We start from the raw sequence: 20,742 nt of genomic DNA, 5'->3' as shown, positions 1-20,742 counted from the left end.
GCGTAGCAGGCGGCGCGGAGGCGGCCGCGCCGCGGGCCGGCGGCGTCGCGGGCCGGCGCGCGGCCCGCCGATCAGCGCCGGTCGGCCCGGCGCCCGGACCGCCGCCGCCGCCGGTGGAGCGCGACGGCCAGCGCGAGCGCCGCGGCGCCGAGGCCGAGGACGGCGAGGAGCAGCCCCGTCGCGCCCCAGCGGCGCAGCGGCCCCGGCGCGGCCTGCCCCGGGCCCTCCGCCGGCGGCGCGTCGCCCGCGCCCTTCGGCCGCGCGAGCGGGACGAGCGCGCGCCGCGCGGCTGCCGCCTCGGAGAGCGCGCGGCGGACGCCGGCGGCGTCGAGCGAGGCGCCCGCCGGGATCAGGGCGCGCAGCGCGGCCCTGCCCTCGAAGAACGCGGCGCCCTCGCTGCTCCACGCGGTCGGCGAGGCGTCGAGCGTCTCGTCGAGCGCGGCCGGGATCACGTCCTTCACGATCGCGTCCGCGGCGCCGGGCGACGCCGACCTGGCCAGGGCGATGTAGCCGGCGTCCTGGATGCCGCGGCGCAAGCTCTTCAGGCGCATCGAGGGGAGCACGCCGGCGAAGCCGACGGAGCGGGCGGCGAACCGCCCGCGCTGCGTCCCGGGGTAGAGCAGCATGCCGTCGCCGAGGCAGGCGTCGCCGTCGCGGTTGTGGAAGTTCTCGGCGACCGTGAACGGGTCGACGGGCCCCTTCCCGCCGCGGTTGCCGTCGTGCCAGAACGCCGTCTCCCAGAGGAACCAGCGGCCCACCTCGTGGGTCGCCGCGATCCAGCCGTCGGCCATGAGGCCGGTGAGCGGCGCGTCGATCATGAAGGTGCCGGTCCGCGGCAGCGCGCCGTTGTACACCCAGAGCCGCTTGCCGGCCTCGCGCGCGGCCCGCGCCCACACGGAGTCGAAGCGGTTGGCCGGCGTGAGCACGAGGTCGACGTCCTGCTGCAGCGGGTGCACCTCGCCGCACGAGTGCCCCACGAGGATGCGCGACGACAGGCGCGAGCCGCGGACGAGCCGGCGCCACCCGGGCCCGCGGGGGCTCTCGCACTGCTCGTCGATCGCGTAGAGCATCACGTCGTCCACCGCCGGCGGGAGGCTGTCGGCGACGGCCTCGACGCGGCGGAGCGTCTCCTCCTTCGGGTCGCCGAAGCCGCCGTAGGCGCCGAGCGCCACCGCGGCGGGCGGGACGCCCTGGCCCGGCCCGCGGTAGCCGCGCTCCTTCGTGTAGAGCGAGCCGTCGATGGCCGGCCGCAGCCGCTCGACCTCGGCGGGGCTCCGGACCGACGCGAAGCCGTCGACGTGGTGCTCGTGGAGCAGCTGCCAGAGCTGCTGCTCGACGGCGGGTCCGTCGCCGATCCGCTCGGCGACGCGGTCGATCTCGTAGAAGGCGATGAAGTCGACCGGGCCGTACGGCAGCGTCGCCGGCGCGACGTCGAGCCTCAGATCGAGGGACGCGAGCTCGCCGTGCGAGGCCGAGCGGACCACCACCTTGCCCTCGTGGAGGCCGGGGGCGGCGCCCTCCGGGACGTGGAGGTCGACCCAGACCGCCCTGGTCTCGCGGGCGCCGACCTCGAGCGGATACGGCGCCCAGGGCGGCGCGAGCTCGACCGGGATCAGCGCGTCGGGGAGGAGCCCGAGGTGCCGGTCGTCCGGCGGGCGCGCCGCCGGGCTCCACCCGAGCGACTCCAGGGGTCGCTGGTCGTTGCGCGAGCGCTGCCGGATCTCGACGTAGTGCTCGACGAAGCGGGCGATCGAGATCGCGTCCGCGGGCGCGCCGCCCGGGGCCGGCGGCTGCGCCGCGGCCGGGTCCCTGGCCGGCGCGCCCGCGGCGGCCGCGGGGGCGAGCCCGGAGAGCTCGACCGTGACGCCGCGTACGGGCTCGGCGCCCGCCTCGACGATCACCTGGAAGGCGACGACCTCCGCGCGGAGCGCGCCGAGCCGGATCGGCCCGCCGGGCCGGAAGAGCGCGTTGCCTTCGCCGCGCGAGAGCGGCAGACCGACGTCCTCGCGCCGGACGCGCGTGCCGTCGTCGGCCGCCCAGACGAGCGCGCGATCCGGCTGCGCCTCGCCGGCGGCGGCGCTCGCGGGCATCGCGGCCTGCGACAGCGCGGAGAGCAACGCGGCGGGAAAGAACGTGGGGGATCGCGGCATGGCGCTCGGCTTTCCAGGGAGGAGCGGCCGACGGGATCGGCGGCAGCGCCATGCTAGGGGCTCCGGGCCGCGGTTGACAGCGCGGCCGGGCTCGGGCCATGTCGCGGCGTGGATCTGACGCGAGCCGCACTCCTCGCCGGCGGCGCCGCCGTGGCCGGCGTCATCAACGCGGTCGCCGGGGGCGGCACGCTCGTGTCGTTCCCCGCGGCGATCGCGGCGGGGCTCGCGCCGCTGCCCGCGAACGCGACGAACGCCGTGGCGCTCACGCCCGCGTCGCTCGCGTCGGCGTGGGCGTATCGACGCGAGCTCGCCCGGGACTACCGGGTCCTCGGCGTCCTCTTCCTGCCGTCGCTGCTCGGCGGCGTCGCGGGCTCGGCGCTCCTGCTCGTGACGCCGCAGCGCGTGTTCGACGCGGCGGTGCCCGGGCTCGTGCTCGTCGCGACGCTGCTCCTGCTCTGGCAGAACCTGCGCCCGGCGAAGCCGTCGGAGAAGGGCGGCGCGGCGGAGGAGTTCGCCCTGCCCTCGCGGCCGTGGCTCGTGTTCCTGCTCCAGTTCCTGGTGAGCGTGTACGGCGGCTACTTCGGCGCGGGCATCGGCATCATGATGCTGGCGCTGCTCTCGTCGTTCGGCGGCAACGTGGACATCCACCGGCTGAACGCGATCAAGACCGTGCTCGCGAGCCTGATCAACGGGGTGGCCGCGCTCGCGTTCCTGTTCGCGGGCGCGGTCGATCCGGTCGCCACGCCGATCATGATGGCGGCGGCGGTGGTCGGCTCGCTCGTCGGCGCCGTGGTCGCCCGGCGCATCGCGCCGAGCAAGGTGCGGTGGTTCGTGGTCGCGCTCGGGCTCGTGCTCACGGCCAAGCTCGGGTGGGACCGGTTCGGCCCGCCGGCCTAGCTCCGCCCGGCAGAAGTCCGGCCAGGGATGGCCGGACTTCTGCGCCGCTTCGCGGCGACCTCGGAGGTGGTCCTCGGATTCGTAAACTCAGTGCTGGACGGCTCGCCAAGCCAGGGAGGGAAGGGACACGCGCGGCTCGACGGCCTGCGCCAGCTCGCATCGAAGTATCCCAGGCGAACGGCGTTGCCTGCGAGCCGATCAAGCTCGACTCCTACACGGCCCCGCTCGATTCCCCTGCGCAGCACAACCAGGGCTGTGCGTCCGCGGAGTGTACAAGAACGCTCCCCCGGACGCCTCGCGAGCAGCCCAGTGCATACGGCCCACAGGCACGCCTGGCTCACTGCCAGTATTGATTCGCCAGTGCCGTGCAACCTGGACTGTATCTATCCTTGCAGCACAACACACCATTGGCCGCGTTCGAGTAACCGGGGCCGCAGTTGAGAGGGCAGTTGCCGAGGCTGGCCGTGTCGCACACCCTCTTGACCTGCACGTAACCGGAAGGGCAGCTGCTATCGCCGAGTTTGCATTGCAAGAAGGCGTCCGTATTGGGCGCGCACTGGACCGAGTTGTATGATTTGACGTTCGTAGACGCCAGCGAGCATCTACCGCAGCCAGGGTCGCACGTGGCGCCAACAACATGCCATAGATTGTCACAGGCAAGCTGACCGCCACCACACGTCGAGAAACCGCCGTCTGGATTGGGGCTACAGGTATGGCCCGTGCCCTCACCCGGCGGGCAGCTGCCGCCGCCCCCGATACAATCCGCCGAGCAGAAGTAAGACGAGACGTGAGCGGTGAGACCGCAATTGTTGCCACTCCGGCCGCAACCCGTCCACTCTCCTGGCTCCAAAGCGCTCTCCGCGCTCGCGAGGGACTCCACATCACCAGGCGGCCCTCCCCGCGGGGATGCATCGCAGGCGGCCAGTAACAGCGCCGCGGCCACCGCGAGGCTCAATTTCTTCAGCATAGATGATTCTCCTGGACGCGGGTCATGGGCATCATGGCATTGCTTGCAGGCGATGTGCCACCACCGGGTGTAGAGGCGGCGGCGCGGTGCGGGACGCGACAGCGCCCGCTGGCGCGGCTGGTCGCCATCCTTCGCCTCGTGGCGGACTCGGCCTCAGTCACGGCTGCTCACCTCGCGCGCCCAAGCCGAGGCCGATTCGCGGCCGCTCGGTGACGGCAACCGGCTCCGGAAGCTGCGTCACCCGCGGCCACACACACCAGGAGCCTCGTGAGGCCGCTGAGGAGCGCTCCGCTGCAGAGGACGCTGTCCGCAAAAAGAGACACGACAGATGCCGCGCGCTCGTCCGCTCTCGCAGCGCCGGCGCGCACCGCCTCGTCCGCGGGGACGCCGTCGAACGCGCCATCCCGGGCGCGTCGGCGCGCCTTCTGCCGCGGCGCCATGGCGGCCCTGCTCGCCGCAGGCGCTGCGCGTCGCGGGTTCTGATCGAGCTCCTCGCTCTGTTGTCGCCGCCCCATCGCGACGCCGAACCTACAGCTCCGAGTCTGCCAGACAGGCTTCTCTCGCCGCGGACCGGGTCCGCTGGAGCAGACGGAGCCGGGTCTGACGGGATGCGCGCCGGAGCCCTCGAAGCGAGAGCCCTCGGGGTCGAGTCCCCGCGCGACCTCGGCTCTGTCCGAGGATCCACACCTCGTCTCACGACATCTCCCCTTTTGTCGCGGCGTTTCGGTGCATGCCGCCGCAGAGGATGATCCGCGGCGCGCGGGTTGCATTGAGCGAAGACGGCATCGCCTGGTGATGCCAGTATGATTGGAGGATCCAATGTTCAATAATGCAATCCGTTCGTTTATCGTTTCGACGTCGTTCGTGGTGGTTGCTGCAGCATCGAGCCTCGGCCTCGTGGCGTGCGGCGCCGCGGACGAGGACGAGGGTGACAGGGCTCTGGAGGCCGCGCCGTCGGAGGCCGCCCTCCTGGAGGGCGTCCGCGCCGATGCGGGCTGCGACGCCATCTACGAGTGGGTGACTCGGAACGCAGACCGGCTCCCTACCAGGTACGCTGATGTGACGCGCTACCCCATGACCTACCGGAAGGCGATCGTTTCGACCTTCGACCCCGAGGCGAAGAGCTCCTTCTGGAAGGAGCATTTCCGGCATTACATGGCCGCCCACCCCGAGCTGACGGCCGAACAGGCGGCCTTCATCCAGAAGCTGGGCGCGTCCGCATCCGCCGATTTCTTCAGCCGCTCGCCTGGCGACGCCGCGGCCGAGGCGATCATCGACAACCTGAGCAGGGAGGGCTTGATGCTCTTCGACAAGGACAGCCTCGGCCAGATCATCGCCCAGCTCGGCCCTGATACCGAGGAGAAGGGATCCGTCGGCGGCGCGACGACGTACCTTATGGGGGCCCCGAACTGCGTATGCAGTACAAAGGACGACTGGTGTGGTTCTTCGAACCACTGCCAGTCGGGCTCTTGCAGGTGGTTGCCCAACAGCTGCGGTACCTTCGGCTGGCGTGCTTGCGACGGGCTCTGCTACCCCAATCAGTGAGGTCCCGAGGGCGGTGAAGGGCTCGCCCGCCGGGCCCCCGCGGCCGGCGGCGCGGCCCAGCCTGCCTGGCCCGCCTCGGAGGGCGGCAGGTGAAGCGCGCGCGAGCGACCTCCCTGTCCGAGCGGAGGCCACGCTCGGCCGCGAAATTGAAGTAAGCCCCGGAGATGTGACCCACTGCATACGCGATCGCCCCGCACGGAGAGCCCGACGCGAGCGCCACGCCCAGGAAAGCCGGCCCGCCCGGTCGAGCGCTCCCTCGGGCGGCGGCGCGCAGACGCGCGCGGCCCCACATGGCGCGAGGCCCCGCCGGCGGCACCGGCGGGGACCTCGCGCCGCGGATCATCGCCGCAGCGGGCTCGCGCTCGGCGCCCTTACAGGCCGACGAGCTGGGGCGGGCAGCTGTACGCGTTGCCCATGTGGGTGACGTCGGTCTGCTGTCCGGAGATGCTGTCCCGATCGCCGGAGATGGTATTACCGGCGTTCGTGTTCTCCAGGACCACGTAGTTGCCGCCGAGCTCGTGGCCCTGGTTCTTCATGTCGTTCACGGCCACCTTCTCCGATCATGATGGCGGCGGCGGTGGTCGGCTCGCTGGCGGGCGCCTCGGTCGCCCGGCGCATCGCGCCGAGCAAGGTGCGGTGGTTCGTGGTCGCGCTCGGGCTCGTGCTCACGGCCAAGCTCGGGTGGGACCGGTTCGGCCCGCCGGCCCGGCACGCGCGCCCGGAGCCCCCTGCTCAGACCGTCGAGCGCGGCGTGACGGCGGCGCGGGCCGGCCTCGCGCCGACGAGCATCGGATAGAGGGCCCCCGCGAGCGCGCCGCCGGCGAGCGGGGCGAGCCAGAAGAGCCAGAGCTGCGACAGCGCCCACCCGCCGACGAAGAGGGCAGGGCCGGTCGAGCGCGCCGGGTTCACCGAGACGTTCGTCACCGGGATCCCGATCAGGTGAACGAGCGTGAGCGCGAAGCCGATGGCGATGGGCGCGAACCCGATCGGGGCGCGGAGATCGGTGGCGCCGAGGACCACCACCACGAAGCCGAAGGTCAGCACGATCTCAGCCACGAGGCTCGCGACGAGCGAGTAGCCGCCGGGCGAGTGGGCGCCGTAGCCGTTCGAGGCGAAGCCGTCGCTCACGGCGAACCCGGCGGAGCCGCTGGCGATGACGTAGACGACCCCTGCGGCGACGATGGCGCCGGCGACCTGGGCGAGGATGTACGGCAGGATGTCTCGCGCCGGAAAACGCCCGCCGACCATCATCCCGAGCGTGACGGCGGGGTTGAAGTGAGCGCCCGAGATGTGGCCGACCGCGTACGCCATGGTGAGCATGGCGAGCCCGAACGCGAGCGCCACGCCCGCGAAGCCGATCCCGAGCCCGGGAACCGCGGCCGACAGCACGGCGCTTCCGCAGCCGCCGAGCACGAGCCAGAACGTCCCGAGAAATTCCGCGGCCGTACGCTTGGACAACGACAGTTCCATCTCCCCCTCTCCTGTGGCCGGCTTTCCTTCGTGCGGCGCGAAGCGCGGCCGCCCCCGTCCGCCGAGCCGCCTCGGCGGCGTCGACGAAGCGCAGGCCGCGCGCTCGCCCGGCGCTGCCGCCGAGGCGGCGCTCCACCTGCGCTTCGTCGACGTTGGATGAGCCCAGGCGCGCCGCGTTGCTGCCAGACGGCGCGAGGCCCCCGCCGGGGCTTCCGGCGGGGGCCTCGCGCCGCGCGTCATCGCCGCGGCCGGCTCGCTGGCGCGGGCGGGGTTACAGGCCGACGAGCTGGGGCGGGCAGCTGTACGCGTTGCCCATGTGGGTGACGTCGGTCTGCTCGCCGGACATGCTGTCCCGGTCGCCGGAGATGGTGGTGCCGGCGTTCGTGTTCTCGAGGACCACGTAGTTGCCGCCCAGGTCATGGGCCTGGTTCTTCATGTCGTTCACCGCCCCCTTCTGCAGGTTGGCGTTGCTGGTGAACTTCCCAGAGATGGATCCGCCCTGCTCTCCGACGAGCGTGCCGAGGAACCGGCACCCTTCGGGGGCCGGCTGCTTGGTGACGATGACCTTCTCCGCGCCCGGGTTGAGCTCCACGGCGGCGCAGGCGGGCAGGGTCATGGAGGAGAGGAGGACGAGGGCGAACGCGCGATAGGTCGTGGTCTTCATGTCAAGTACCTTCTGCCGATGGATACGACGCGCAACGGCGCTTCTTCCTCGCGACGCCGCCGGTCGGGCAGGGTTCCGACGCCGGTTCGCGGGCGGCGGGCTGCCTCTGGGAAGGCGGTACCTCACCGGTCCTCGATCCTCCGCAGCCGGTACGCCCGCCCGTCCCACAGCGAGAACGCCCGCTCGCCGCTCACCAGGACGTCGAACCCGTGGCGGGCCGCGAGCCGCGCCACGTCGGCCGCGTCGCGCGCGAGGTCGCCCCGGTACGAGTAGCTCAGGATCGCGAGCTCCCCGCCCGGCCGCAGCACCCGGCGCGCCTCCGCGACGTGCCGATCTACGACCGCCTCGCCCGCCGCCACGAGGTACGGGAACGAGTCGACCGCGTACACGAGATCGAAGCGGGAAGACGGCACGTCGCCGAGATCGGCGCCCGACGAGACCGCGAGCGCGACGTTCGGCAGCCCCGCGCAGCGGCGGCGCGCGGCCTCGATCATCCGCGGCGCGACGTCGAGCCCCCACGCCTCGCGCACCCGCGGCGCGAGCGCCGCCTCGAAGCGGCCGATCCCGCAGCCGATCTGCAGGATCGCGCGGTCCTCCCCGATCGCGCCCCACCGCTCGAGGAGCTCGACCACTTCCCCCGTCGCCCGCTCGAGGAGCGCCGGATCGCCGAGCGAATACGCCGCGACGCTCGCCTCCTCCGAGCGCGCGCAGAGCTCGTCGAACAGCCGCGCGGCGCGCGCCGGCGCGTCCGGCCCGGCGACGCCCGCGTCGCGGTGCGCGCCCAGCATCTCCGCCACCGTCGCGCACGCGGCGCGCCGCTCGTCCAGGCAGCGGCGCAGCGCCTCGAGCCGCGCGGCCGCCTCCCCCGCCGCGGGCCGCGCGGCCTCGATCGCGCGCGCGGCGTCCGCGAGGTCCCCGGCCGCGCCGAGCAGCCGCACCAGGCCGACCTCCGGCGACGCCTCGCCGGCCATCACGGCCGCCACCGCGCCCTCGAGCGCGCCCTGCCCGGCCTCCCGCCCGGCCTCGCGCGCGCGCCGGTGCCGCAGCCGCCGGCGGTACGTCCAGCGGTCGACGGCGCCCCACTCGTACTTGTACGGCTCGCGGCCGCGGAGGAAGTCCACGGTCCGCGCGCCCTCGGCCGCCGCGTGCTCGATCGCGCTGGCGAGCATCACGAGCCCAGGGCTGTACCACGCGAACTCCGGATCGAAGCCGGTGATGTACGACGCCATGCCGCCCCGCTCGGCCAGCCCGTAGAGCGACGCGATCACCCGCCCGTCGAGCCGCAGGCCGAACAGCCGCAGCGCGCCCCGCGCGCACAGCCCCCGCGCGACCGCGCGGTGGAACGGCCGGAGCGCCTCGTCCAGCACCCCGCCCTCCCCGCGCGAGACCCAGCGCGCCCGGTGATTCGCGAACAGCGCGTCGAGCAGCTCGTCCACGCTCGACGCGTCGGCCACGTCGACGCGCAGCGCGCCGGCCTTCGCGAGCCGCTTCCGCGCGCGGCTGACGCGCGCGCGCATCCCCGGCGAGAACAGCTCGTCCGGCCCGGCGCCCTCCGGGATCGCCACCCTCGGACACGCCTCGTGCTTCTCGATCTCGTCCGACCAGCCAGCGGGCGCCTCGGCCGCGAACAGGGGCGACGACCCGCGCAGGTCGTGGAGATCCGCGACGTCCCAGGCGTCCGCGCGCTCGTCGAGGTACGCGAGCACCGCCTCCGCGACCGCGCGCTCGTACCCGGGCGCGGCCAGGACGTCGTTGTAGTCGGTGAGCCCGGCGCCGAGCAGCGCGACGAGGCGCTCGCCGCGGTAGTGGTGGATCGCGAGGGGCGCGAGGCCGACCAGCCCCTGCTCCGACCGGAACGCCAGGGCCAGCACCTCCTCGGGCCCGAGCTCGCGGCACCACGGGATCAGCCACTCCGGCCGCTGGAACACCGTCGCCGCCGGGCATCGTTCCCACAGCGCGCTCCACGGCTCCCGCAGCGCCTCGAGCGCCTCGCGGCGGTTCAGCACCTCAACGTCGAGTCGTTCGCTCACCTGGCCTCCGGGAGGCGGGCTCTCCTCGGAGAGCGCCGCCCGAAGGCGCTCCGCCGGGCTCCCGGCCCCTCTCGGCGCCGTATCCTCGCAGAGGCGAGCGGCCGCGCAACCGCCGCGCGCTAGCCCGGAGGCGGCGCGGCGAGCACGCGATAGAGGCTGCCGTCCGCGGCCTCGACGGCGAGCTCGACGCCCGGGCACGGGAGCGAGGCGCCCCGCGGCACGATCACCCAGCGCGGCGCCGGCGCGCTCGCGAGGATCGGCGCGAGCGCGCCGCACGAGAGGGCGCCCGCCCCCGCGTAGAGCCCGGAGAGGAGCCGGAGGCGGCGGTCCCACTCGAGCACCTCGCGGTCCGCGTACGGGTGCGACTTCCAGTCCGCGAAGATCGCCGCGGGCGCGTTGAGGCGCAGGTGCTCCCAGGACGGGGGGCTGACGATCACGTCCGTCGCCGCCCCCCGGCGCCGCGCTTCGCGGGCGAGCGCGACGCCCGGCTCCTCGCGCGGCCGCATGCGGTGCAGCCCCTGGCGCACGGCGACGGCCGTCGCGATCACCCACACGCCCGCGGCGATGCCCGGCAGGACGCGCCGCGCTGGGCGGCGCATCACGCGGCCGAGGAGCGCCGTGAACAGCACGGCGGTGGAGAGCGGCACGAGCCAGGTGGAGATCCGCCACGGGAAGGCGAGCCGCAGCGTGTACAGCTGCGGAAAGGCGGCGGCCGCGAGCGTGCCGAGCACGCAGACGCCCGCGTACGCGCCGAGCAGCGCCTTGCCGGACCGCCGCGCGATCAGGAGGGCCGCCGCGACGATCAGCGCGCACAGGACGGCCCCGAGATCGAACCAGAGCTGCGGGCTCGTGTGGTGCGGGATGCGCTCGTCGGCGAGGATCCTCTGCGCGGCGCGGAACGTCGCGGGGTCGGAGGGGGCGAACCGCGTCGCCGTCCAGAGGAGCGGGGGCGCGAGCACGGCCCCGGCGAGCGCGGCCGCGACCGCCTTGCGCCGCCACGGGGCGCCGCGGTCGAGCGCGAGCGCCGCGCCGACGAGGAGCAGCACGGAAGGGATGTACGTGGGGTGCATGACCGCCGCCAGCGCGGCGATGGCCGCGCCGGCGCGCGGGCGCCCGCGGAGCAGCAGGGCGAGGCCCACGAGGAGCAGCGCGCCGAAATTCGCCGGCTGGAGGAAGTTGCGGAGCACCTGCTGGTCGGCGACCCCCGCGAAGCCGTATTGAGCGCGAGGGCTGGCGAGCCACGCGACCGCGAGCGCGCAGGCGACGACCCACCGCGGGGCGCGCGGCGCGCCGTCGGGCACGAGCGCCTCGGCCGCGAGGACGATCGCCGCGAGGCACGCGGCGGTGAGGATCGCGTTCAGCGCCGGCAGGACGCCGGGGCCGGCGAGCGCGAGCAGCGGGGCCACGAGCCCCGTGAAGAACGGCGTGGGATCCGCCGTGTGCGCGAACCAGTCGGCCGCGAGCTCCGGGTAGGCGCCGGAGCTCCGCGCCGCGTGCACGAGGTACGTGTTCTGGTTGGACACGAACGAGCGCGACATCGACGCGACCGCCCCGAAGACGGCGCACGGCGCGAGCCACGACCACGCGCGCCCCGCGGCGTCGTCTTCCGCGCGGGGCGCGTCCTCCGGATCGGGCGCTGGTTCGGCCGCGGGTCGCTTTACCTTGGTGGCCGGCAGCACGGAGGCCGCGAACCTACCACGGCCGCGCGCTCAGGTGTGCCCGAGCACCGGGTGCGGCCGGTACGGCTCGGCGAGCGCGCGCAGCTCGTCGGCGTCGAGCTCGAGCTCCACGGCCTTGGCCGTGTCGTTGAGGTGCGACAGCTTGGTCGCCCCGATGATCGGCGCGGTGACGCCGGGCTGCTGGAGGAGCCACGCGAGCGCCACCTGGGCGTTCGGGACGCCCCGCTTCGCGGCGATCTCGGTCACCTTCTCGACGACGGCGAAGTCCGAGTCCTGGAAGTAGAGCCGCTGCGCGAACTCGTCCGACTTGGCGCGGACGGTCTCCCCCTTGCCGTCCTTGCTCCGGTTGCCCACGAGGAACCCGCGCGCGAGGGGGCTCCAGGGGATGACCCCGATCCCCTCGGACCTGCAGAGCGGGATCACCTCGCGCTCCTCCTCTCGGTAGACGAGGTTGTAATGGTTCTGCATCGCCACGAACCGGCCGCGCTGGTTCGGGTCGTCGCCCATGGGGCAGTGAACCTTGGTGGCGATCACCAGCCGATCGCGGGAGGGGCCGAGATCCTTGAGCGCGCGGCCGAGCACCGACTCGCTCTCGCCGAGCGAGTAGACGTCGGCGGTGTCGAAGAAGTTGATGCCGAGATCCAGCGCCAGGCCGGCGCCTGCTCCTCCGTGCCGCGTGCCGCGTTCCCGCTCAGCCGCCCGCGCGCGCGACGGCGAAGATCAGGTGACGTCGCAGCCGGATCCCCTCCGGCGCGCGGCGGCGCTCGAGCTCGGCCTCGAGCGCCGCCTTGACCCGCGCGGCGTCCTCCGGGGCCAGGTTGGACAGGAAGTTGCCGAACGAGCTGGCCAGGTTGAACGCGATCACGTCGTCCGTGGCCGCGAAGTGATCCGTGAAGGTGCGGATCTGGAGCTTCGGATCCTCGAAGCCGACGCGCAGGAGGGTGCCCTTCAGGTCGTCGGAGGTCACCTTGTAGGTGGTGTTGCCGAGCGTCTCCGCGGTGCCGGTCAGGCCGAGCGACGACAGCACGCCATCGAGCACCCCTTCGAACTCGTGCGGGCGCTCCTTGGCCGCAGAGCTGATGCCGATGCGCCCTCCCCGCTTGAGCACGCGGCGCGCCTCGCGCAGCGGGCCGAGCTTCTCGGGCAGCCAGTGGAGCACGCTGTTCAGGAACACGACATCGAAGCTCCCGGCGGCGAACTGCGAGAGATCCTCGGCCTGACCGACGCTGGCGCGGAAGTTCGGCCGGCGCTTCTTGTTCGCCAGCTCGACGCGGAGCGGCAGCGGATCGACGCCGGCCACCTCGCCGGACGGGCCGACCAGCTCGGCGACATGCGCCCCGAGCCGACCGGTCCCGCACCCGACGTCGAGGACGCGCTCGCCCGGGGAAATCTGGAGATCTTCGATGAGCAGCTTTCCGTGGTTGAACTGCCGATCGCTGACGCGATCGTACGTCTCGGCCAGGACAGCTGAATCGAGCGCAAGGCTGACCATCGTGGCTCCTTGGGAGAGGAGGTGAAAAATGGGCGAAAGGCGGCTCCGAACCGGGAGATCTCGCCGATCGCCACGTGTCTGTTATCGAGGACAATAGTCCGCGATAGCGGACCGAGCAAGCGCGATCTCGGTCGCAGCGCGCGACGGCGGCGATGCGTCCGAGGCGCGCCGCCCGCGAGGGTGGCGCGCCCGTCGACGACGCGCGCGCAGCGACGCGGGCGCCGCGGCGCCCGGGCCGGGGTTCTCTGTCACGGGCGAGCGTGATAGGGTGCGTGCCTGCACTTGGACGGACGAGGGTTGACTCATGAGCTGGGTAGATCAGTATCGCGCATTGGCTCGTTACAACCTGTGGATGAACGACAAGCTCTATGCGCTTGTCGGCAAGCTCGACGACGCGGAGCGCAAGCGCGATCGCGGCGCCTTCTTCAGGTCGATCCACGGCACGTTGAACCACATCCTGCTCGCCGATCGCAGGTGGATGGGGCGCTTCACCGGCGACGAGGAGCGGTTCGCCGTGCGCGACGCGAGCGGCAAGGCCATCGAGATCACCTCGCTGTCGCAGGAGCTCTACGCGGACTTCGACGATCTCTCCCGCGAGCGCGCCAGGACGGACGCGGACATCCTCGCCTGGGTCCACGCCATCGATGAGCAGGCGCTCTCGGGCGACCTGACCTTCACGCGGGGCGGCACGGTGTTGACCCAGCCGCTCTGGTGGACCGTGGGCCATTTCTTCAATCATCAGACCCATCACCGCGGCCAGGTGACCACCCTGCTCACGCAGATGGGAATCGACCCCGGCGTGACGGATCTCTTCGCGATGCAGGTGGAGGAGAAGTCCGCGCCCTGACGCGCGCGGCGCCTCGCGCCGAGCGCCGTGGCGGAGCCCTGGGGAGGCCGGCGAGGCCGCCGCCGGGTCACCGGGCGGCGCGCCGCCTCGTGTCCTGTCGCGCCTGGCTCGCCGCCTTGGCCTCGGCGAGGGGGTTGCGCGCCTCGGCGGCGCGCAGCCGCTCGAAGCGCTCGATCAGGGCGCGATCGCCGCTCTGCCGCAGCGCCCTCGCCAGCACCACGCTCTTGGCGAGCCGGATGAACCGCAGCCGGTGCGCCGACGTCACGTCCTCCACGTCGCTCCGGCCCGCGCCCGGCCCGAACTCGCGGTCGTACGCCGCCCGCAGCCGGTGCTCGCCGCGGAGGCCGAGCGCGTCCGACAGGCCCTCGAGGGCGGCCCGCTCGGCCGGGCTCGACCATGAGAGGACCCTGGCATAGGGCGTCGCCATGGTCTCGTGATCGGGCTTGTTCACGAAGCGGCGGAGGAACACATCGGACGTCGCGACCGGCACGTCGCCGGTCGCCTGGTGGAGGAGGGCGTACGCGAACGCCTCGTTCATCCCCACGAACCGGTTCTGGTCGAAATCGGCGCCGACGACGCGGTTGCCGAGGCGATCGACGCCGGAGAGGGCGGCGAAGAAGTAGCTGCTGAAGTCGGTGTAATCCGCCTCGTTGATCTCGGGCGTGCAGCCCGACGCGGGGCGGTCCCGGGTCGCCGCGAAGAACCCCACGACGTCGCGCTCGACGAGCTCGCCGTCGGGCCGGCCGCCCTCGAAGAGGAGGTTCGCGAAGGCGCCGGAGAAGCACTGGGCCATGACGAGGACCACGGGCGTGTCGTCGGGCAGCTCCTCCATGCGGGCGGCGAGGTCGCGCACGGACAGCCCCCCGCCGCCCCAGAGGTCGAACACGTTGTTGTCGAGATCGCGCCGCGGATCTGGGCTCCCGTGGCCGGCGAAGTACAGGAGCAGCGGGTCGGCCGGGCGCGCGCGGACGAACTTGCGCCAGGTCGCGTCGAACCCGCGGCGGGTCGTCGCGCCGTCGATGCGCGGCAGCCTGGGCGCGCGGTAGCGCATGCGGAGGCCGTCGAGGAACTGCACGCTCCGCGTGCCCCGGCTCCCGTCGGCGAAGAGGACGCGGCGCTCCACCGTGGCCGGGAGCAGCGACTGGAAGTACCGGACGTGGCCTTCGATGGCCACCTGGTTCATGGGCGGCCGCGGGCCGCCGCCGACCACGAGGGCGCGCCAGGCCGCGGGCTCGGGCTCGGGCGCGACCGGGGGAGCCTCCGGCGCCTCCGGCGCGGCCGGCGGGGCATGCGCGGGCTGCGGGGCGCGCGCGGCCGGCGGGGCATGCGCGGGCTGCGGGGCGCGCGCGGCCGGCGGGGCATGCGCGGGCTGCGGGGCGCGCGCGGCAGGCTGGGCCGGCGCAGGCCGACGCGAGCGCGCCGACGGCCGCGCGGGCCGCGGCGCGCCCGTGGCGGAAGCAGCCGCAGGAGGTCGAGGCTCGCGCGCGGCCGCCGGCGTCGCGGTCGCCGTGGTCACGGCGAGCACAGCGGCTCGGAGGAGCAGATGGTACGCGGCGGTCACGTGCTCGGCCTCGGCAGCGCGGCCTGCGCCGCTCGATGCTAGGTAGCACCCGCCCGGCGCTCGCGCAGCGGGTAGACGCGCTGGCGCGCTGCGGCGTGGGCCTCCCTCGTCCCTTCGGCGCGCCGGGCGCCTACTTGGCCAGCTTCATCACGAAGCCGCTCTCATCGGTCCAGTAGATGCTGGTGCCGTCGACCGCCAGGTCGTTCGGCGATACGCCCGAGATCACCACGACCGCCTCGCCGCCGTCGACAGGCACCCTCTTGATCTCGCCGTCGGCCACGTTGACCCAGTACACGTGGGTCCCGTCCGCCGCGATGAAGAACGGGGACGCCTGGCCCGTGGCGAGCGCCACCGGCGTGCCCCCCGCCTTCGGCACCTTGTTCACGGAGCCCACGCTCGGCCCCTCGCCCGGGGTCGTCCAGTACACGGTGGTCTCGTCGAGCGCGACCTCGTGCGACTCGAAGTATCCGGTCGCGAGGATCACGTCCTCGCCCCCCCCGATCGGCACCTTCCGGATGGTGCTCGCGTCCGCGTTGGTCCAGTAGACGTGGGTGTCGTCGATCTCGAGGCGGCGGGAGCCGCTGCCCACGGCGAGCTGCACCGCCTCCCCTCCCCCGATCGGGACCCGCTTCACCGCGCTGTCGTCGCCCACATAGATGCTCGTCGAGTCCAGCGCGAGGCCCATCGGGAGGTTCAGCCCGGTCGCGAGCTGCACGGGCTCGCCGCCTTCGAGCGGCGCCCTGTAGACGGTGCCGAGCTCGGCGCAGGTCCAGGTCGCGTCCGTCGCGCTCACCTCGATCCCGAACGACGGGCAGCTCTCTGCGATCGTGACCGCCTCGCCGCCGTCGATGGGCGCGCTCATGATCTCGTCCGTATCCCGGTGCGTCCAGTAGACGTGGGTCGTGTCCACCGCGACGGCGAGGGGAGCGCCGGCCGCCGCCGCGAGCACGACCGGCTGGCACGCGGCGTCGCTGCACAGCCCACCCTGACAGCCATGGCCGCAAGCGCCGCAGTGCAGCCCATCGCTGCTCAGATCGGCGCACGCGCCCTCGCAGCACGACTCCCCTGCTGCGCAGGCGTCGCCGCACGCGCCGCAATTCGCCGGGTCGGAGCCCGTGTCGACGCACGCGCCGGAGCAGCCTGTCCCTCCCGGGCAGCTGCCGCCGGACGCCGAGGAGCTCGCCGCGCCGCCCTCGCCGCCGGCCCCGCCGCTCGCCGCTCCGCTGCCGCCGGCGCCGCCGCTGCCCGTCGCGCCGGGGGCGTCGATCTCCAGCACGCACCCGAGCGCGAGCACCGCCGCGCTCGACGCGAGCGCGGCGCGCGCGGCCCCCGCAGCCCATCCCCGGCGCCCGCGGCGCAGCGGGCGCGCGCCCCTCGCCGAGGGCGTCTCCTGTCGTTCGCCTGAGTGCGTTTTCATAGAACTCCGCGCATCGCGCAGCCTCCCACCGAGCAGCTAAAACCTTGCCGGCGAGCTGGTCAAGCGCCGTACCCGCGAACACTCGACATCTGCGCCCGACCCTACATAGCGGACGGAACCACCCCCTTTTTCATGATTCATGATCATCCCATCGGATCGGCAGCATTTCGCCGCAGTCGAGGCAGATTGCCTCGTCGCGCCCGAGCTCGGCCACGGCAGAGCTCCCTTCCTTTTCGGCTCGGTCTCGTCACGATAACGCCGGGCTCGCACGCGCGACACGGGCGACGGCGGGACGGGCTCGTACCGCGCCGCGCGTACGCGCCGCTCCAGGCCGCCCACGGCTGAGCCCGTCCATCACCCGCGCGGATCTTCTCATGGTCCTCTGGCACGCAGGTTGCCGTCCTCGAGCCAAATCGACGTACGAGCACAGGAGAGAGACCATGTCGGCCAATTCATCGAAGATGACCATCGATCACGACGAGATCCGCCAGTGGGCCGAATCGCGCGGAGGCCGCCCGGCGACGGTGAAGAGCACCGAGAAGAAGGGTGAGCCCGGCATCCTCCGCATCGATTTCCCCGGCTACAGCGGGGAGGGCTCGCTCGAGGAGATCTCGTGGGACGACTTCTTCGCCAAGTTCGAGGAGTCGAACCTCGCCTTCGTGTACCAGGAGAAGACGGCGGACGGGCAGACGAGCAACTTCTCCAAGCTGGTGAGCCGTCCGGAGGACATGGTCCAGAAGGGCAAATCCACGTCCGGCGCCGCGAAGGGCGGCAGCAAGGCGAAGTCGAGCGGCGCGAAGGGCGGGAGCGGCGGCGGCGAGCTGGACGTCGAGATCGAGGTCCAGATGGATCTCGACAAGGAGCCCGGCGGCGCCGAGCAGCGGCCTCGCGGAAAGCAGCCCCGCGGAAAGGGCGCCGAGGACGACCACTCGTCCCACATGACGGTCGACCACGACGAGATCCGCGCGTGGGTCGAGGCGCGCGGCGGCCGCCCGGCGACGGTCACGCGGACCGAGAAGAACGGGGAGCCCGGCGTCCTCCGGATCGATTTCCCGGGGTTCAGCGGGGAGGACACGCTCGAGGAGATCTCGTGGGACGACTTCTTCGCCAAGTTCGAGGAGTCGAACCTCGCCTTCGTGTACCAGGAGGCCAAGGCGAACGGCGAGCCGAGCTACTTCTCGAAGCTGGTGAGCCGCCCGGACGACATGGGCGGCAAGCAGGCGAAGCAGGGCAAGTCGAAGTCCAAGAAGGCGGCCTGAGCCCGGAGATCGGGTGAGGGAGCTCAGCGCCGGCGCGCCGGCGCGCTCGGCGTGACGTCGGGCGCGGCCGGCGCGCCGCGCGCGTGCTTGCGCTGCCACGCGGCGCCGTGCGCGAGCAGCGCGTCCCGGAGCGCCGCGGGCCCGCCCTGGAGGTCGACGCCGCGCCGGTGGACGACGTAGAAGACCTTGCGCGGCAGCTCGGGCAGCGGGCGCACGACGAGGCCGCGCGGGAGGCGGCAGCAGGCGTTGACCACGGCGATGCCGACGCCGAGCCGGACGAAGTGGAGCATCAGCTCCCAGCCGTTCGCCTCGACCGCCGGCTCCCAGCGGACGCCCGCCGAGAGCAGCGCCTGCGCCAGCGCGGCCCGGTGCGGCCGCCCGGGGGCGGGGACCACGAGCCGCGCCCCCTCGAGATCGCGCAGGTGGACGCGGCGCTTGCGGGCGAGCGGGTGCGCCTCGGGGACGACGAGGACCTGCTCGACCTCGGTGAGGCGGTCGGCGGCGAGCCCGTCCGGCGCGCCCTCGAGCGGCGCGACGCCGAGGTGCGCCTCGCCCGCGACGACGGCGTCGAGCGTGGCCTCGCGGTCGCGCGTGAGCAGGCGGAGCGGGGCGACGGCGCGCGCGGTGAAGGCGCGGATCCCCTCGCCGAGCAGGTACAGGTACGAGCCCTCGCCGGCGCAGAGCACGACCGGCTCCCGGCTCTCGCCGTGGCGAAGGACGTCGAGGAACGAGCGCGTCCGCTCGCCCACCTCGCGCCCGAAGGCGGCGACGCGCCTCCCGTCGGCGGTGAGCTCGAGCCGCTGCCCGCGCCGCTGGTAGAGCGTGACGCCGAGCGCCTCGCCGAGCTTGCCGATCTGGGCGTGGAGCGCCGGCTGCGAGACGTGCAGCGCCCGCGCCGCGCGGGTGAAGTTGAGGTGCTCGGAGAAGACCACGAAGGCGCCGAGCCAGTCGAGGTTGAGCATGCCGGGACGCTATCGCGAAACGCGATAGCGTATCCAGAAATACTTCTTCCGCGCGATAGCGGGGTGTCTATGCTTCTCCGCGTCCGACGTTCGAAAGGATGGAGCTTGACGATGGGCCGCGATCGCTTGACCGACATGAGCAAGAAGCTCTCCTGGCTGCTCCGCCACGGGGCGCCCTCGATAGGCGTCGCCATGGACGAGGCGGGCTGGGTGGCCGTGGACGACGTGCTGCGGGCGCTGGGGATACCGCGCTCGCTGCTCGGCGCCGTTGTGGAGACCAACACGAAGAACCGCCTCGAGATCCGGGGCGACCGGGTGCGCGCCTCGCAGGGGCACTCGCGCGAGGGGATGCCGGTGACGCTCGCCGGCCTGGAGGCGTCCTGGGAGGAGGTGCACGGCGACGCGTCGATCTGGCACGGCACCAGCGTGGACGCGGTCCGGAGCATCGCCCGCGAGGGGATCCGGCCGGCGGCGCGCACGCACGTGCACTGCACCGACGCGCCGGCCAGCGCGGTGGGCAAGCGCGCGAACGTCGACGTGATGCTCGAGATCAGCCCCGCGCGGCTCCGGGCGCGCGGCGTGCGCGTGTTCCGGAGCCAGAACGGCGTGATCCTCGCGCGGGAGGTGCCGGCGCCGTGCCTCGTGGGGCTCGTGCCGATCGCGGCGCGGGCGAAGCGGGAAGCGGATGCGCTGCGGGCGCTGATCGGCGGGGGGTGAGGGCCGGGCTGGCGGGAGAGAGCGGAGGTCGACCCCGGCGAGCGCCGCGACTGGCCACGGCCACGGCGATGGGTGGGCGGTCACCAGGCAGAAGCGTGCATCATGCACATTTCTCTTGACGCGCGTCCCCTTCGGAATTACGTGTATTAAGCACTCAATAATCGTCTGTGGGCGAGCAGCGTCCAGCAGCCGCACACGACCTGCGGAGGGTCTCCGTGAATGGCGCTGCTGGTGCCAAACCGGCCGCGATGATCGCGGCCGCCATCTCGGTTCTCGCGTTCGCCGGCTGCGATGACGCGGAATCGGGGCCGTCGCCCACCTCGCCCAGCGCCGTCGAGGGAGCTCCGGCGATCGTCAGCGCGTCCGAGGACCTCAACGCAGGATTGAGCATGAAGCTGAACAGGATTTTTGTAACCCCTTTTCTTGCATTCATCTTTGTCTCTGTCGGATTTTCCGGCGTGTTGATGTTCTTCCACTTAGCCGACGGCTTCACAGAGGTGTTGCACGAGGTGATGGGGCTAACTTTTGTGCTCTTTGCTTTTTCCCATGTGGCCATCAACTGGAAGAGCATGAAGAGCCACTTCGGAAAGCGGAATTTCTTCATTGCAGCCGCCGCTGTCGCCGTATTGTCCGTTGGGCTCATCGCCCTTGAACGAGCTCAGATTCCGGCAGATTTGATCATCATGGAGAGAGTGGCGAGAGCCCCGCTCTCCGACTCATTCAGGGTCCTTGAGATTGATCACACCAAAGCGGCCACGGCATTGAACAAGAAGGGAATCGGGCTCGAGGGCGCCGACACGATCGAAGACATCTGGTTGAACAACGATTCTTCCCCCGAAGAAGTCGTAGAAACACTTCTTTACGAAGCCAGATGAAGAGGTGGACCAGAGATCGACGCTTACAAATACTGAGGACGAGGAGCCGCTCAGCAGGGAGTCGTGGTCAAATTTGAACATGAAGGCGCGAAGGCGGGAAGAAACCTTGATGATCTTCCCGCCTTCCCGCCTTCATGTGGGCTCTCTCTGGGCAAGGTCGACCACTACCCAGCAGGGCGGCCCGCCAGCTGAGCTCGGGAGGCGTTCGGC

At 72.6% G+C, this 20,742-nt stretch carries 17 protein-coding genes and 1 pseudogene; 7 read left to right on the top strand and 11 right to left on the bottom strand.

The window, feature by feature from the left end:
* Positions 1-71: 71 nt before the first annotated feature.
* Entirely contained in the window at positions 72-2,150 is a 2,079-nt protein-coding gene (locus tag WMF33_RS11760; RefSeq protein WP_437337217.1) for a hypothetical protein, read from the bottom strand.
* A gap of 108 nt (positions 2,151-2,258) precedes the next feature.
* On the opposite strand from WMF33_RS11760, the gene WMF33_RS11755 reads away from it, so the two are divergent.
* Both WMF33_RS11755 and WMF33_RS11750 read left to right on the top strand, forming a co-directional pair.
* Positions 2,259-3,047 (top strand): sulfite exporter TauE/SafE family protein, encoded by a 789-nt coding sequence (locus WMF33_RS11755; RefSeq protein WP_437337216.1) that lies wholly within the window; start codon positions 2,259-2,261, stop codon positions 3,045-3,047.
* A 1,786-nt stretch (positions 3,048-4,833) separates the two neighbouring features.
* Complete coding sequence (locus WMF33_RS11750) at positions 4,834-5,559, top strand: bacteriocin fulvocin C-related protein (RefSeq protein WP_437337215.1); 726 nt, start codon at positions 4,834-4,836, stop codon at positions 5,557-5,559.
* 371 nt (positions 5,560-5,930) lie between these two features.
* On the opposite strand, the gene WMF33_RS11745 is transcribed toward WMF33_RS11750, so the two are convergent.
* Complete coding sequence (locus tag WMF33_RS11745) at positions 5,931-6,095, bottom strand: DUF4156 domain-containing protein (RefSeq protein ID WP_437339469.1); 165 nt, start codon at positions 6,093-6,095, stop codon at positions 5,931-5,933.
* A gap of 26 nt (positions 6,096-6,121) precedes the next feature.
* Here WMF33_RS11745 and WMF33_RS11740 point away from each other — a divergent pair, with 26 nt between their 5' ends.
* A complete protein-coding gene (locus tag WMF33_RS11740) occupies positions 6,122-6,355 on the top strand; it encodes a hypothetical protein (RefSeq protein WP_437337214.1) in 234 nt (77 codons plus the stop codon).
* Here the strand turns inward: WMF33_RS11740 and aqpZ are convergent.
* The 6 genes and pseudogenes from aqpZ to WMF33_RS11710 form a co-directional block, all read right to left on the bottom strand.
* On the bottom strand, positions 6,292-7,029 hold the full coding sequence (gene aqpZ / locus WMF33_RS11735) for an aquaporin Z (RefSeq protein WP_437337213.1): 738 nt from the start codon (positions 7,027-7,029) through the stop codon (positions 6,292-6,294). The two genes, WMF33_RS11740 and aqpZ, sit on opposite strands and share 64 nt — an antisense overlap.
* A gap of 271 nt (positions 7,030-7,300) precedes the next feature.
* Positions 7,301-7,693 (bottom strand): DUF4156 domain-containing protein, encoded by a 393-nt coding sequence (locus WMF33_RS11730; protein WP_437337212.1) that lies wholly within the window; start codon positions 7,691-7,693, stop codon positions 7,301-7,303.
* A gap of 122 nt (positions 7,694-7,815) precedes the next feature.
* Positions 7,816-9,723: a GNAT family N-acetyltransferase gene (locus tag WMF33_RS11725; RefSeq protein ID WP_437337211.1), complete on the bottom strand. Its 1,908-nt coding sequence runs from the start codon at positions 9,721-9,723 to the stop codon at positions 7,816-7,818.
* A 119-nt stretch (positions 9,724-9,842) separates the two neighbouring features.
* Positions 9,843-11,402, bottom strand: a complete 1,560-nt coding sequence (locus tag WMF33_RS11720; RefSeq protein WP_437337210.1) for a DUF6798 domain-containing protein — start codon at positions 11,400-11,402, stop codon at positions 9,843-9,845.
* Positions 11,403-11,432: 30 nt separating this feature from the next.
* Positions 11,433-12,050: pseudogene (locus tag WMF33_RS11715) on the bottom strand (aldo/keto reductase); the annotation flags it as partial.
* A gap of 43 nt (positions 12,051-12,093) precedes the next feature.
* On the bottom strand, positions 12,094-12,894 hold the full coding sequence (locus WMF33_RS11710) for a class I SAM-dependent methyltransferase (protein ID WP_437337209.1): 801 nt from the start codon (positions 12,892-12,894) through the stop codon (positions 12,094-12,096).
* A 304-nt stretch (positions 12,895-13,198) separates the two neighbouring features.
* On the opposite strand from WMF33_RS11710, the gene WMF33_RS11705 reads away from it, so the two are divergent.
* Positions 13,199-13,741, top strand: coding sequence for a DinB family protein (locus WMF33_RS11705; RefSeq protein ID WP_061624918.1), 543 nt, complete (start codon positions 13,199-13,201; stop codon positions 13,739-13,741).
* Positions 13,742-13,808: 67 nt separating this feature from the next.
* Here the strand turns inward: WMF33_RS11705 and WMF33_RS11700 are convergent, their stop codons facing one another.
* Both WMF33_RS11700 and WMF33_RS11695 read right to left on the bottom strand, forming a co-directional pair.
* Entirely contained in the window at positions 13,809-15,257 is a 1,449-nt protein-coding gene (locus WMF33_RS11700; RefSeq protein ID WP_437337208.1) for a hypothetical protein, read from the bottom strand.
* Between the two features lie 175 nt (positions 15,258-15,432).
* On the bottom strand, positions 15,433-16,719 hold the full coding sequence (locus WMF33_RS11695) for a hypothetical protein (RefSeq protein ID WP_437337207.1): 1,287 nt from the start codon (positions 16,717-16,719) through the stop codon (positions 15,433-15,435).
* Positions 16,720-17,159: 440 nt separating this feature from the next.
* Between WMF33_RS11695 and WMF33_RS11690 the strand changes: the two genes are divergently transcribed.
* The gene (locus WMF33_RS11690; RefSeq protein ID WP_437337206.1) at positions 17,160-17,978 is read left to right on the top strand and encodes a hypothetical protein; all 819 of its coding nucleotides are present in this window, start codon (positions 17,160-17,162) and stop codon (positions 17,976-17,978) included.
* Between the two features lie 23 nt (positions 17,979-18,001).
* On the opposite strand, the gene WMF33_RS11685 is transcribed toward WMF33_RS11690, so the two are convergent.
* Positions 18,002-18,940 (bottom strand): LysR family transcriptional regulator, encoded by a 939-nt coding sequence (locus WMF33_RS11685; protein ID WP_437337205.1) that lies wholly within the window; start codon positions 18,938-18,940, stop codon positions 18,002-18,004.
* Positions 18,941-19,051: 111 nt separating this feature from the next.
* Here WMF33_RS11685 and WMF33_RS11680 point away from each other — a divergent pair, with 111 nt between their 5' ends.
* Positions 19,052-19,657 (top strand): RNA 2'-phosphotransferase, encoded by a 606-nt coding sequence (locus WMF33_RS11680; RefSeq protein WP_437337204.1) that lies wholly within the window; start codon positions 19,052-19,054, stop codon positions 19,655-19,657.
* A gap of 215 nt (positions 19,658-19,872) precedes the next feature.
* Positions 19,873-20,532, top strand: coding sequence for a DUF4405 domain-containing protein (locus tag WMF33_RS11675; protein WP_437337203.1), 660 nt, complete (start codon positions 19,873-19,875; stop codon positions 20,530-20,532).
* Positions 20,533-20,742 lie beyond the last annotated feature (210 nt).

Origin of the sequence: Sorangium sp. So ce394 (genome assembly GCF_051474665.1) — a bacterium.
Lineage (GTDB): Bacteria > Myxococcota_A > Polyangia > Polyangiales > Polyangiaceae > Sorangium > Sorangium cellulosum_D.
The sequence above is the reverse complement of the archived record's forward strand: the minus strand, read 5'-3'. Positions and strand labels throughout refer to the sequence as shown.